The organism is Oxalobacteraceae bacterium OTU3CAMAD1 (assembly GCA_024123915.1).
GTDB lineage: Bacteria > Pseudomonadota > Gammaproteobacteria > Burkholderiales > Burkholderiaceae_D > Rugamonas.
Window position 1 is genome coordinate 1,850,599 of the sequence record CP099650.1, and the last position, 14,086, is coordinate 1,864,684.

Below are 14,086 nucleotides of genomic sequence, written 5' to 3' on the forward strand. Positions count from 1 at the left end.
GGCGTTCCGCCTAATCCGCCCTACGTGGTTGAACGGTTTGCAAAGGTCCCGGTGCTTGGACCGTTTGCAAAGGTCCCGGTGCTTGAACGGTTTGCAAGGGGCCCGGGGCTTGGATGGTCATGCGGAGACACGTAGGGCGGATTAGCGCAGCGTAATCCGCCATGCATGCATGCCAGCGGCGCCTGCATGGCACCACGTGTTTAGTGCCGGTCGCCGCGCGTTTTCAACTGGTCCAGCAGCACCGCCACCAGCAGGATCACGCCGCGCATCAGATACTGGTAAAACGCGTCGACGTCCATCAGGTTCATGACGTTTTCCACCGTGCCCATGATCAGCACGCCGATCAGCACGCCGAAGATGCGCGCCTTGCCACCCTGGAGCGAGACGCCACCGAGCACACACGCCGAGATCACATCCAGCTCGAAACCTTGCGCCGCATTGGGCTGGCCGCTGGTGATGCGCGAGGCCAGGATCAGGCCCGCCATCGCGGTGACCAGGCCTTGCAGCAGGAAGATCCACACGCGCAGCCGTTCGACGCGCACACCGGCCAGCCGCGCCGCTTCCGGGTTGCCGCCGATGGCCAGGGTGTTGCGACCGAAGACCGTCTGGTTCAGCAAAATGCCGAACACCACGAAGCAGCAGGCGCAGATCAGCACCGGCAGCGGCATGCCGAAGATGCGGGTGTCGCCGAAGTCGATGAAGGCGTCGCTGTTGATGCCGACCGCCTGGCCCTGCGAGACGATGAAGGCCAGCCCGCGCACCATCAGCATCGTCGCCAGGGTGGCGATCAAGGCGTTCACGCGCAGGTAGGCGATCAACACGCCATTGAGCGCGCCGATCAGGGCGCCCGCCGCGAGGCCAGCACCGACGGCCAACGTGACGCTGCCGCTATGTTCCAACACGATCGCGCCCAGCACGCCGGCGAAGGCGATGGTCGAGCCGACCGACAGATCGAAGTCGCGCGAGGCGAGGCACAGCATCATGGTGCAGGCGACCATGCCGATCTGCGCCACCGACAGCATCAGGCCGACGACGTTGGTCACCGAGAAGAAGTTTTCGACGGTGACGGCCAGCACCGCGAACAGCACGACATATGCCAGCGGCATGCTGTATTCGATCAGCCATTGACGCGAGACCAGGGGCGCCGCCGGCTTGGCGGCGGGATTGATGGATGAGACGTTCATGCGATGCTCCGGGTATGAAGTGCGGGAGTTTCAATATGGGCGGGGGCGGCGGGCACGGTGGAATCGGGCAGCGCCAGGCGCAGCACCTCGGTTTCGCTGGCGTCGGCGCGCGACAATTCGCCGCAGATGGCGCCTTCGCGCATGACGATCACGCGGTCCGAGATGCCCAACACCTCCGGCAGTTCGCTCGAGACGACGATCACGCAGCAACCGCGTTCGGCAACTTCGTGGATGATGCGGTAGATGTCGTTCTTGGCGCCGACGTCGATGCCGCGCGTCGGCTCGTCCAGGATCAGCACCTTCAGCCCGGGTTCGGCCAGCCAGCGCGCCAGGATCACCTTTTGCTGGTTGCCGCCGGAGAGCAGGCGGATCTCCTGCTGGCGGTTGGGCGTCTTGATGCGCAGCCGGGCGATGAATTCGTCGGCCAGCGCCGCCTCTTTTTTATGGCGCAGGAACAGGCCGGCGCGCAGGTCGATGCGCCGCACGCTGATGTTGATGTTCTCCGCCACCGAGGCCGTGGCCAGGATGCCTTGCTCCTTGCGGTCCTCGGGGCACAGCACGATGCCGGCGGCGATGGCGTCGGTCGGCGCGCCCGTCGGCACGGTCGCGCCATCGAGCAGCACCTGGCCGGCGCTGCGCGGATCGGCGTTGTACAGCAAGCGCATCAACTCGCTGCGGCCGGCGCCCACCAAGCCGAAAAAGCCCAGCACCTCGCCGCCGCGCACGGAAAAGCTTTGCGGACCTTTCATGTGGTGGCCGTCGAGGCCCTGTATCTTCAGGCGCTCCTCGCCGAGCGCGCGCGGACGGTAGTCGTAGATGTCGCTCAGCTCACGTCCCACCATGTCGCTGATCAGGCGGTCGCGCGGCACCTCGGCCATGATGTTGTGCGTGACGATCTTGCGGCCATCGCGGAAGATGGTGCAGGCGTCGCACAGCGCGTACAACTCCTCCAGCCGGTGCGAGATGTAGATCAGGGTGCGGCCGTCGGCGCGCAGCTCGCGCACGAGGCGGAACAGGATTTCGGTCTCGCGGTGCGACAGGCTGCTGGTCGGTTCGTCGAAGGCGATGACCTGTGCGTCCTGCATGATGGCCTTGCAGATCTCCACCATCTGGCGCTGCGCGATCGACAGGTCGGCCAGCTTGGCGTCCGGCGCCAGGTCGACGCCGATGGCGGCCAGCTTCTCGGACACCATGCGGTAAGCCTTCGGCTTGTCCAGCAGGCCAAAACGGGTCGGCATGCGGCCCAGCAGCACGTTCTCGGCCACCGTCAGCTCCGGGACGTATTGCAGCTCCTGGTGGATCACGGCGATGCCGGCGCCGATGGCATCCTTGGCGCTGGTGAAGCGGCACTCGGCGCCGTTGACCATCAGGCGGCCGCCGTCGGGTTTATATTGGCCGCCCAGTATTTTGAGCAAGGTCGACTTGCCCGCGCCGTTCTCGCCCAGCAGGCCATGCACCTGGCCGGCGTGCGCATCGAAGCTCACGCCGTTCAGGGCTTTCACGCCGGGGAAGAATTTGCAGACCTCGTCGAATTGGAGGTAAGCCGCCATGGCTTACATGCCCATTTGCTTGCGGACGTCGGCCTGGTTGGCGCGCGTCATCAGCATTCCCTTGGTCAGCACTTCGGCCGGCGGGGTTCCTTTTCCGGTGATCCAGTTGTACATATTGACCGAGGTCTCGTAGCCGTGCTGCTTGGCGCTGATCATCACCGAGCCATAGAAGCCGGTCGGCGCAGGTTTGTTCAATTCATTTTCGGCGGCCTTGGCGCCGCCGATGCCGACGCCCACCATCGAATCGGCCTTGATGCCGCGTCCTTCGGCGGCGCGCACGGCGCCCAGCACCGCTTCATCGTTCAGGCCCACGGCCACCCAATGCTTGAAGCGCGCGTTCTTGGTCAGCGCGATGTTGGCGGCGTTGAAGGCGCTTTCGGTGTCGGTCTTCGCCTGCGGCGCGTCGACGATGTTCGCGGCCGGGAAACCGGCGGCTTTGAGCGCGTCTATGGCGCCGGTGGTGCGTTCCTTGGCGGTCGGCAGCTGGTCGTAGGCGACGCGGATCACGCCCACTTCGGCGATGTTCCATTTGCGGTTTTTGACTTCGGCGGCGATGCCTTCGCCGACCTGCTTGCCGATGGCGTAACCGGAGATGCCCATGTGCGGGATCGAGGCGATCGGCTTGCCGGTGCCGTCGACCAGGCGGTCGTCGACCGAGATCACTTTGAGGTTGTTACGCTTGGCGGAACGCTCGATGGCCTTGCCCAGCTTGACGTCCGGCGCGCAGATGACGAAGCCCTGCGCTTTTTGCGCGGCCAGGTTGTCGATCGCGGCGATCATTTTTTCGCCGTTGGGGATGCCGATCTTGACCAGGGTGAAGCCCTTGTCCTTGGCCGCCTGCTCGGCGTAGCGCCATTCGTCCTGGAACCACGGCTCCTCGGCCTGTTTGACGAGGAAGCCGATCTTGACCGGATCGGCCGCGTGGGCGACGCTGGTGAATTGGGTCGCGGCCATCAGGCACAGCGATGCTGCGGCGAGCAAGGTACGTTTCATGGTAAGTCTCCGTTTTGTTTTAAATTTTTAACCCGCAATTCCATGCGGGGTCGTACCCCTTGGGGTACGACCCCTACGTGGTAGCGCAAGCGTATCGCTAAAAGCGTGCCGGGTTTGGTCTAAGCGCCTCTTCCCGACGGGCAGAAAAAAGCCGGCGTCGAAGCGCCGGCTCGTTCACTACCGCATCACCATTCGGCGACGCTGCCATCCGCATGGCGCCATACAGGGTTGCGCCAGTCGGGTGCGTTTTTGCTCGCCGCGATCACGCGCTCCTCGTCCACTTCCACGCCCAAACCTGGTTTAGGCAACGGCTTGCAGTAGCCGTCGGTGATCGTGAAGTCTTCCTTGTTGATCACGTAGTCGAGCAGCTCGCCGCCCTTGTTGTAGTGGATGCCCATGCTTTGTTCCTGCAGCACGGCGTTGTACGACACGAAGTCGACCGCCAGGCACGAGGCCAGCGCCACCGGACCCAGAGGGCAGTGCGGCGCCAGGGTGACGTCGTAGGCTTCGGCCATCGAGGCAATCTTCAGGCACTCGGTGATGCCGCCGGCGTGCGACAGATCCGGCTGCACGATAGCCAAGCCGCCGGCCGCGAACACGTTCTTGAATTCGAAGCGCGAGTACATGCGCTCGCCGGCCGCCAGCGGGATCGACGTCATTTCGGCCAGGCGTGGATAGTACTCGGCCTGCTCGGCCAGCACCGGCTCTTCGACGAACAATGGACGGAACTGCTCCAGTTCGCGCAACAGGGTCTTGGCCATCGGCGCGGCCACGCGGCCGTGGAAGTCCAGGCCGAATTCGATGGTGTTGCCGAACGCTTCGCGGATTTCCGCCACGCGCTGCACGGCCTTGTCGACGGCGGCCGAGGTGTCCAGCAGGCCCAGTTCCTCGGTGCCGTTCATCTTGAACGTATCGAAGCCGCCGGCCTTGAGTTTGGTGATCTGTTCGATGATGTCGGCCGGACGGTCGCCGCCCACCCAGCTGTACATTTTCATGCGGTCGCGCACCAGGCCGCCCAGCAGTTCATAGACCGGCTTGCCCATCACTTTGCCCTTGATGTCCCACAGCGCCTGGTCGATACCGGCGATGGCGCTCATCAGGATGGCGCCGCCGCGATAGAAGCCGGCGCGGTACATGGTCTGCCACAGGTCGTTGATGCGGGCCGGGTCGGCGCCGATCAGATACGATTCCAGTTCCTGGACGGCGGTCTCCACGGTGCGCGCGCGGCCTTCGATGACCGGTTCGCCCCAGCCGACGACGCCTTCATCGGTCTCGATTTTCAGCAGCATCCAGCGCGGTGGAACACGGTAGGTCGTCAGTTTGGTGATTTTCATAGGAGAAGAAGAATAAGTTCAGGGAACAGCCTTCAGTCTAAGCTTCCCGCCTAGACGGGAAATATGATTAATTCAACACAAGCCATATCATTATCGAATAGCAGAAATAGGCCCCGTTGCTATCTGATATCAGCATAGCTGATAGTGGTAAATTCATATCAATTGTATTCCTTCGCCCTTTAGACTGGCAGCACTCAATATTCCGGGAGCGCGGCCAGCATGATCGATACCAGTACGCATGTCGCGTCGACCCCCGGCATCATGCTGCTGCGCGTCGGCCAGGCCGGCAGCGCCCTGCGCTGGGACCCCGCCGGGCGCTGCTGGCGCTGGCCGGACCCGCAAGGGGGCCAGTTATACGCCTGGCCGGCCCCGGCCGGCATGCCCAGCGGCCTGCGCCTGCAGGAAAACGCTTGCGTAATGGCCTGCTGCAGCTCCGGCCGCGTGCTGCTGGGGCAGGGCAAGCGCCTGGGCATGGTCGATTTGCCGCCGCCGGGCCAGGCCAGCCGTCCGCTGCAAAGCCAGGTTCTGCTGACCGTCGACGCGGCCGAGCCGCGCACCAGCATCAGCGACGGCTGCACCGACCGGGGCGGCAATTTCGTTTTCGGCACCGCCAACACGGCCACCGACCAGCGTCCCATCGGCAGCTTTTACCAGTATTCGCAGCGCCACGGTTTGCGCCGGCTGGCGCTGCCGGTCGTGGTCAAGGCCGGCGGCATCGCCTTCAGCACCGACGGCCGCCGCATGTACTTCGCCGACACGGCCCAGGGCGACATCATGCAATGCGAATATGATTCGGAGCGCGCCAAGGTGTCCAACGTGAAAACGTTTGCAACGGTACTGGCGCCCGGGGCCGGCGCGGCCGTGGTCGACAGCGCCGACCGCTTGTGGAGCGTGCAGGGCGGTGCCTTGGTGCAATACGCGCCACACGGCGGCGCCCTGCGGCGCATCGGCATGGCGCGCGAGGCGGCCGCCGGCGTGGCCTTCGGCGGCGAGGGCTTGCGCCAGCTACTGGTGCTGGGCGCGAACGGCGGCCTGTACGGCCTGCCGCCCGACCTGGCGCCCGATTTGCCGGCGGACCTGGCGCGCCAGCCGCCGAAGGGCGTGCCGGATGTCCCGTTCGCCGATGGCGGTCCCGGCCGTTCCGCCACGCCGCCCGCACCCTCCATCGGTGATTGACGCTGGACCAGCCCGCCATATATGATGGGCGATCAAAATAATCACCCATATGACCGATACCCGCTCAGATCGCTTTGTTCGTTCCCACCTGAAAACCCGCCATCTGGTCTTGCTGGTAGAACTGGGCCGTCACGGCTCCATCGCACACGCGGCGCAAGCCGCCAACCTGACTCAACCTGGTGCGTCCAAATTGCTGGGCGAGCTTGAACACGCGCTCGGCGTTCAGCTGTTCGAGCGGCTCTCGCGCGGCGTGTCGCCGACCTGGTACGGGAAAGTACTTATCCGGCGCGCCGGCGCGGCATTGGCGGAAATGGACGCGGCCCACCAGGAGGTGATGGAACTGTTGTCCGGCCTGCGCGGCCGCGTGGGCATCGGCACCGTGCTGGCGCCCGCCACGAGCCTGGTGCCGAAGGCAATCAACCTGCTCAAGTCGCGCCATGCGCGCGTGCATGTCGCCGTCAAGATGTCGACCAGCAAAGTGCTGGTGGAGCGCCTGCGCAGCGGCGAGCTCGATCTGGTGGTCGGCCGCATCCTCGATACGGCCGCCGCCGACGAACTCAATTTCGAACCGCTGACCGACGAGCCGCACCTGCTGATCGCGCGCAGCGGCCATCCGCTGGCCAGCCGCACCGACCTGCAGCTGGAAGAGCTGATGCATCAATGCTGGGTGCTGCCGCCGGCCGGCAGCATCCTGCGCGACCGCCTGACCGCGCTGTTTTTATCGCACGGCCTGGAGCAACCCGGCGAGACGGTGGAGACGCAGGACCTGCCGGTGGTCGCCAGTCTGTTGATGAGCAGCGACATGGTGGTAGCGCTTCCGGCGGACGCCGTGCAAGCGTATCTGCAAGCCGGCCTGATGACCGTGCTGCCGTTCGATCTGGGCGTGAGCATGGATTCGTTCGGCATCGTCACGCGCAAACGGCACCAGCTCTCGCCTGGCGCGGATGCAATGTTGTTGGCTTTGCGCGACGCCGCCGCCAGCATGTACCCACATTATCATCCTCCGTCTTAATCTTCTTTCTATTCCTGTTGTCATAGCGGAGCTATTGCTCTTTTCGTCATTGTGTATGTCTGATATACGAACTTGATATGGACAGAATGCAATTAGCTATTGGCTTATGAACTAGTGTTTCGCTTAGCATCCAGTCTATCCGTCCGCTCTGTATCAGAGACGGAACTCATACAAACACTGGAGATGCACATGAAACACAAGAAAATGAGCTTGCTCATCGCCGCGCTTTTCACGACCCCGTTGATGGCGCAGCAAGCCCTCGCACAAGAAGCCGCACCGGCCGCCGCAGCCCCGGCCGCACCGGCCGCCGGCGAGATCCAGCAAGTGAACGTGACCGGCATCCGCGCCTCCGTGCGCAACGCGCTGGCGGCCAAGGAAGCCAGCAACAGCATGGTGGAAGTCGTATCGTCGGAAGACATCGGCAAGCTGCCTGACACCACCATCGCCGAATCGCTGGCGCGCCTGCCAGGCCTGTCGTCCGGCCTCGATCGCGGCAACGCGTCGCAGATCGTCGCGCGCGGCATGGGTCCACGCTTCATTGGCGCCACCCTGAACGGCCGCGAACTGGCGTCGTCGGAGCCTAACCGCGCCGTGCGTTTCGAGCAGTTCCCGTCGGAGTCCGTGAGCGGCGCCACCGTCTACAAAACGCAGATGGCGGAAGTCACCGAAGGCGGCATCGCCACCACCATCGATCTGCAAACCGTCTCGCCGCTGAAGTACAGCGGCCGCCAGCTGTCGCTCAAAGCCGATGCGCTGTACTACGCGCTGGCCAAGGACATCGCCGGCGCCGACAAGGTCGCGCCACGCGTGGGCGGCATCTATGTCGACCAGTTCCTGAACAAGACCCTGGGCGCGGCCATCGCGTTCAGCTACCAGGACCAGCCATCGGTGCAGAAGAACGTGCGCCACTGGGGCTTCAACGAGAACAACTCGGCCGACATCAACGGCGACGGCAAGATCGACAAGACCCCATGGGGCTTCCAGGACGACGTGCGCCGTGGCAGCAACAAGCGCAGCAGCGTGCTGGGTAAAGTCGAATGGAAACCGAACAACGACGTCCTGATCACCGCCGACACCTACTACGCCAAGACCGCCATCGACGAAGCCCAGATGCAGCACTGGACCGGCGACATGGGCAACTGGGACGGCGGCAACTCGGGTAACTTCAGCAACCTGGATGTCCGCAACGGCTACGTCGCCGGCGGCACCTTGAACTGGTCGCGTGTGATCAACAACGACGCGCACTGGATCCAGGACAGCAGCGTGTCGGCCAGCGGCTTGAACGCCAAGGTCAATCTCGGCGACTGGAAAGTCGAAACCGATCTGTCGACCTCCCACGCGCTGCGCAGCAGCCAGTGGCGCGACCTGCGTCAGAATTCGCTGGGCAGCATTCCAGTGCAGATCAACTGGTCGTTCACCGGCGACGAACGCCAAAGCTACAACTTCGGCGGCATCGACACCGGCAATCCTGCCAACTTCGAAGCACCGACCCTGTATGTCGACACCGACGGCCATATCAAGGATTTGCTGAACGCCGCGTCGGTCACGGCCGCGCGTCCGATCGAAAACAGCATCTTCAGCCGTCTCAAGGTCGGCGTGCGCGCCACCGATCGCGAGAAGAGCTATCGCCAGACCACCTGGCAGCTGTCGCAGACTTCGGCGATCCCGGCTTCGGATTACGAGACCGTCACCGTTGCCGGCTTCCCTTCGTACATCGTGCTGAAGGACTTCGGCGCCAGCACCTCGGCCGCCTTCGGTCCGAACGCTTTCAATCCGGACGGCCGTCCGCAGACCCAGAACGATCTGCTGTCGGGCTGGAAGGTCAAGGAGCGCAGCACCTCGGCCTTCATCCAGGGCGACCTCGATGGCGAAGCCTTCGGCAAGACCTATCGCGGCAACGTCGGCGTGCGCGTGGTGCACACCAAGCAAACCGGCTACGGCATGCAGTCGGTCAACGGCGCGGCGCCAACCGATGTCGAAGGCGGCACCTCGTACACCGAGATCCTGCCTAGCATGAACGCCATCTTCAACCTGGACGAGAAGCAGGAACACCAGATCCGTTTCAGCCTGGCCCGCGCCATGTCGCGCGCGCCGATGGATGAAATGCGCGCCTCGCGTAACCTGAACGTGGTTGCCGATTCGTCGCAGCCGACCACCGGCAGCGCTGGTAACCCCGAGCTGAAGCCGATGATGGCCAACCAGGTCGATCTGGCTTACCAGTGGTACTTCTCGAAAGGTTCGCTGCTGTCGGCCGGCGCGTTCTACAAGAAGGTCCAGCGCTACATCGCCCTGACCAGCGACACCACCGTCATCAACGGCCGCCCGGCGACCGTGACGCGTTCGATCAACGGCGACGGCGGCGATATTCGCGGTCTGGAGCTGGTGTACCAGCAAGCGTTCACCGGTCTGCCTGCACCGTTCGACGGCCTGGGCGTCGCCAGCAACTACGCTTACACGACCAGTAACATCCGCGAAGCCACGCCATCGGTCAATCCTTACCCGATCGAAGGCCTGATGAAGCACAACGGCGGCGTGACCCTGTGGTACGAAAAAGCCGGTTACGAAGCGCGCCTGTCGGCCAACTACAAGAGCGCCTTCGTGCGCAACCCGACCTGGAACGCGGGTCAGTTGATCGAGAACGAAGCCGAGACCTACCTGACCCTGAACCTGGCCAAGCAATTGACGCCTAACATCCAGCTGCGCTTCGGTATCGACAACCTGACCAACCAGAAGGCCGTCTACACCAGCGCGAACATCCCTGTGCAGCAGGAAGTGACCGAGTTCGGTCGCCGCTTCAACCTGGGTCTGTCGTTCAAGCTGTAATGTCCTAGTCTCTTGTAACTTTTTTATCGTGGTTTTACGGAGCGGTGCGTGAGAGCGCTGCTCCGTTTTTTTTTAACCCGCACGGCCAGGCGGGGTCGTACCCATCGGGTACGACCCCAGGTTTGCGGGTTTAGCCTACCGGGAGTCCAATTTGAATTCCAACATCTTCAATTGGCGGCGCTTTGGCGCCGCCGTTATGCTGCTCGCGGCCTGCGTTTCCGCCGATGCGGTCACCACTTCCAACACTTCCACCAAGCCCGACGTCAAAGCGGGGCGCGAGCGCCTCTCGCTCGATCGCGGCTGGCTGTTCCATCTGGGCGACGTCGTCCAGCCGCCCATCGTCGGCCACGAGGAATCGTATAGCAACGCCAAGGCCGGCAACGCGCCCGGCGCGGCCGGCACCGAATTCGACGACTCCGACTGGCGCCGCCTCGACCTGCCGCACGATTGGGCCGTCGAAGGTCCGTTCGATCCCAAGGCCAATATCTCGCAGGGCTACCGTCCGCGCGGCATCGGCTGGTATCGCCGTTACCTGAAGGTCGATCCGGCCGATCGCGGCCGCCATTTCGAGCTGCAATTCGACGCCATCGCCACCCACGCCACGGTTTGGGTGAACGGCAATGTGGTCAACCGCAACTGGTCCGGCTACAACGCCAGCAACATCGACATCACGCCATATCTGAACTACGGCGACTCGCTCAACACCATCTCGATCCGCGCCGACGCCGAGGCGATGGAGGGCTGGTGGTATGAAGGCGCCGGCATGTACCGCCACGCGTGGCTGGTCAAGCGCGCGCCGGTGCACGTGGCGACCGACGGCGTGTACGCGGTGCCGCGCGCGGGCAAGGGCAAGCTGTGGAGCTTGCCGGTGGAAGTCACCGTCAACAACAGCGGCAAGAAGGTCTCCGACGTCACCGTCGAAGTCACGCTGTTCGACCCGGCCGGCAAGCAGGTCGGCCGCCAGACCGCCAAGGCATCCGTCGGCGTGTTGAAGGACGCCGTCGTCAAGCTGCCGTTCTCCATCAACGATCCGGCCCTGTGGTCGATCGAGAAAACCAATCTGTACCGCGTCACCACTCGGGTCATCCAGGACGGCAAGGCGCAGGATGAAGTCTCGCTGCACACCGGCTTCCGCACCATTCGCTTCGACGCCCAGCAAGGCTTCTTCCTGAACGGCCAACACCTCAAGCTGCAAGGCGTGTGCATCCACCAGGACCATGCCGGCGTCGGCGTGGCGATTCCGGATTCGGTGTGGGAATACCGCCTGCGCCGTTTGAAGGAACTGGGCGTGAACGCGATCCGCTTCTCGCACAACGCGCCGGCGGCCGAAGTGCTGGACATGGTCGACCGCATGGGCTTTGTCGTCATGGACGAGAACCGCAACTTCAATCCGTCGCCGGACTACATGAAGCAGCTGGAGTGGATGGTCAAGCGCGACCGCCACCATCCGGGCATCATCCTGTGGTCGGTGTTTAACGAGGAGCCGGTGCAGGGTTCCGAAGTGGGCTACGAGATGGTGCGCCGCATGGCGGCCGTGGTCAAATCGCTGGACGACACCCGTCCGGTGACGGCGGCGATGAACGGTGGCTTCTTCAGCGACCTCAATGTCTCGCACGCGGTGGACGTGGTCGGCGCCAACTACCAGGTGCCGGACTACGACCGCTATCACAAGGCCTATCCGAACAAGCCTTTCACCAGCTCGGAGGACACCTCGGCCTTCATGACGCGCGGCGAGTTCAAGACCGTCAAGGAAAAGGGCATCATCGCCAGCTACGATGACCTGAGCGACGCGGCCCAGTGGGGCAATACCCACCGCGACGCGTGGGAGGCGATCGCCACCCGTCCCTACGTGGCCGGCGGCTTCGTCTGGACCGGCTTCGATTATCGCGGCGAACCGACGCCGAACGATTGGCCGGCCGTCAGCTCGGTGTTCGGCATCATGGACTTGAACGGCTTCCCGAAGAACGCCTACTACATCCACCAGGTCCAGTGGATCAAGGACCGTCCGCTGATCCACATCGCGCCGCACTGGAACTGGAGCGGCAGCGAGGGCAAGGACATCCGCGTGATGGTGATGGCCAACGTCGAGAAGGTGCAGCTGCTGTTGAACGGCAAAGCGCTGGGCGAGCAGCAGGTCGATCCGTTCCGCATGAACTTCTTCAACGTCGCCTACGCGCCGGGCAAGCTGGAGGCGGTCGGTTATCGCGGCGGCAAGGAAGTCGCGCGCACGTCGGTGGAGACCACCGGCGCCGCCGTCGCGCTGGAACTGGTGCCGGACCGCGCGCAGCTGGCCGGCGATGGCCGCGACGCCATGCCGATCACCGTGCGCGCACTCGATGCGCAGGGCCGCGCGGTGCCGCTGGCCGATGCCAACGTCACCTTCGCGGTGACGGGCGGCGGCCGCTCCATCGGGCACGGCAACGGCGATCCGACCTCGCACGAGGATGAGAAGGGCGCCACGCGCCGCCTGTTCAACGGCCTGGCGCAGCTGATCGTGCAGACCAACTGGGACAGCAAGGAGGCCGTCAACGTGGTCGCCACGGCGCCGGGCCTGAGCGCGGCGAAGATCTCGATTCCCGTCAAGGCGGTGGCGGCGGAGCCGTTCGTCACCAGCGCCGACGCGCCGACGACTTTTGTGCGCAGCTGGCGCGTGGCGCCGGTCAGCGACCAGCGTCCGGACCCGAACCAGAAACTGGCAGGCTTCGACATGAACACCTGGGGCTGGGGTTCGCCGCCGCTGTGGGCGGACGCTGGCGCCAAGTATCATCTGTACCGCTCCAGCTTCACGCCGCGCAAGAACCTCGCCAACGGCAACGGCTTGATCCGCTTCGGCGGCATCCGTGGCAAGGCCGAGGTGTGGGTCAACGGCAAGCTGGTCGGCAAGAAGGACAGCTACGCGCCCGCGCCGCTGGACCTGCCGTTGCCCGCTGGCACTGGCAAACGTGAGATTAATGTGATCGTCGAAGCCGAGCCAGGTCAGGGCAGCGGTATCGAAGGGCACGTCACGATCGAGCCGCAGGTAAAGTAATGAGGCTGGTAAAGTAATAAGATTGTGTCTTGTATTCTTAGCCATTAATTAAATCGAGCGTAATTCGCGTGCCGCAGCCCCAAAATGGGGTTGCGGGCGCCTGATTCGGTTGACGGCGCCCCGCGCGCTGCCTATAGTGGCGGGATGATTTCCGAATTCGAAGAACTATCCGACAAGATCGACCAGTTGGCCGAGATGACCAACGCCTTGCGCCGCGAGAATGCCCAGTTGCGCCAAGCCAATGCCGCACTCGTGGTCGAGAACATGGGCTATCAGCGCCGCCTCAGCGAAGCGTCCGGCAGGATCGTGGCGCTGCTGGAAAAAGTGCCGTCGCTGGAGGACGAGTCCAAGTCCGAGTCCAACGCCGAGTCCGATCAGGACGAAGATGAGCAACCCGCAACCGACCATCTGCCTGAAAAAGAGGATGTACGATGATTCAGCTGGATGTGTCCATCATGGGCCAGCCATACCGTCTGGTGTGCAAACCCGAGGAAGAGCGCGCGCTGCGCGAAGCGGCCGCTTTGCTGGACAAGAAGATGACCAGCATCCGCGACGGCGGCAAAATCAAGGGCAATGACCGCATCGCCGTGATGGCCGCGCTGGGCATGGCGGCGGAATTCCTGTCGGTGAAATCGCCGCAAGGTCCGTTGTCTGACATGTCGATTCTGGAAGTGCAGACCAAGATCGGCGCCATGCACAAAGTGCTCGATAGCGCACTGACTCCACAAGAAACCCTGTTTTAATTCGCTAAACTCCTTCCTTTGCGGCGGACAAGAGAGTAAACTTCTTCGTACCCTGCGGTGTTCGCGATTGCCATATATTCCTTGAACCATTTATGTGCACCGGTTGCGGAATTTTGTTCGATGGGCGTGAGCGTCGCTAGACCGATGAACCCGAAATTGAACTAACTGTGACCACCTTGAACCGTTTGGTTCGGGATGCCGGCAAAGACGGCACAGGCGGGGCCTTATATCTAGAAAGCGGTT

At 63.6% G+C, this 14,086-nt stretch carries 10 protein-coding genes and 1 other RNA gene; 7 read left to right on the forward strand and 4 right to left on the reverse strand.

From position 1 onward, the window contains the following. Window positions 1–200: 200 nt before the first annotated feature. The 4 genes from araH to dgoD form a co-directional block, all read right to left on the reverse strand. Window positions 201–1,184, reverse strand: coding sequence for an L-arabinose ABC transporter permease AraH (araH, locus tag NHH88_07835; protein ID USX15679.1), 984 nt, complete (start codon window positions 1,182–1,184; stop codon window positions 201–203). Further along, window positions 1,181–2,734: an L-arabinose ABC transporter ATP-binding protein AraG gene (gene araG, locus NHH88_07840; GenBank protein ID USX15680.1), complete on the reverse strand. Its 1,554-nt coding sequence runs from the start codon at window positions 2,732–2,734 to the stop codon at window positions 1,181–1,183. The genes araH and araG overlap by 4 nt, the downstream gene beginning before the upstream one ends. A gap of 3 nt (window positions 2,735–2,737) precedes the next feature. Beyond that, window positions 2,738–3,727: an arabinose ABC transporter substrate-binding protein gene (locus NHH88_07845; GenBank protein ID USX15681.1), complete on the reverse strand. Its 990-nt coding sequence runs from the start codon at window positions 3,725–3,727 to the stop codon at window positions 2,738–2,740. Between the two features lie 185 nt (window positions 3,728–3,912). Further along, window positions 3,913–5,061 carry a galactonate dehydratase gene (gene dgoD / locus NHH88_07850; protein USX15682.1) on the reverse strand — a complete coding sequence of 383 codons (1,149 nt, stop codon included), beginning with the start codon at window positions 5,059–5,061 and terminating at the stop codon, window positions 3,913–3,915. Between the two features lie 219 nt (window positions 5,062–5,280). Here dgoD and NHH88_07855 point away from each other — a divergent pair, with 219 nt between their 5' ends. The 7 genes from NHH88_07855 (at window position 5,281) to ssrS (ending at window position 14,070) form a co-directional block, all read left to right on the forward strand. Then, entirely contained in the window at window positions 5,281–6,237 is a 957-nt protein-coding gene (locus NHH88_07855; GenBank protein USX15683.1) for an SMP-30/gluconolactonase/LRE family protein, read from the forward strand. Window positions 6,238–6,286: 49 nt separating this feature from the next. Then, on the forward strand, window positions 6,287–7,249 hold the full coding sequence (locus NHH88_07860) for a LysR substrate-binding domain-containing protein (protein USX15684.1): 963 nt from the start codon (window positions 6,287–6,289) through the stop codon (window positions 7,247–7,249). A gap of 189 nt (window positions 7,250–7,438) precedes the next feature. Next, window positions 7,439–10,072, forward strand: coding sequence for a TonB-dependent receptor (locus tag NHH88_07865; GenBank protein USX15685.1), 2,634 nt, complete (start codon window positions 7,439–7,441; stop codon window positions 10,070–10,072). A 151-nt stretch (window positions 10,073–10,223) separates the two neighbouring features. Further along, a complete protein-coding gene (locus NHH88_07870; protein ID USX15686.1) occupies window positions 10,224–13,100 on the forward strand; it encodes a DUF4982 domain-containing protein in 2,877 nt (958 codons plus the stop codon). 144 nt (window positions 13,101–13,244) lie between these two features. Further along, window positions 13,245–13,535 carry a hypothetical protein gene (locus tag NHH88_07875; protein ID USX15687.1) on the forward strand — a complete coding sequence of 97 codons (291 nt, stop codon included), beginning with the start codon at window positions 13,245–13,247 and terminating at the stop codon, window positions 13,533–13,535. Then, window positions 13,532–13,843, forward strand: coding sequence for a cell division protein ZapA (locus tag NHH88_07880; protein USX15688.1), 312 nt, complete (start codon window positions 13,532–13,534; stop codon window positions 13,841–13,843). The genes NHH88_07875 and NHH88_07880 overlap by 4 nt, the downstream gene beginning before the upstream one ends. Window positions 13,844–13,889: 46 nt before the next feature. Beyond that, window positions 13,890–14,070, forward strand: a non-coding RNA gene (gene ssrS / locus NHH88_07885) — 6S RNA. Window positions 14,071–14,086 lie beyond the last annotated feature (16 nt).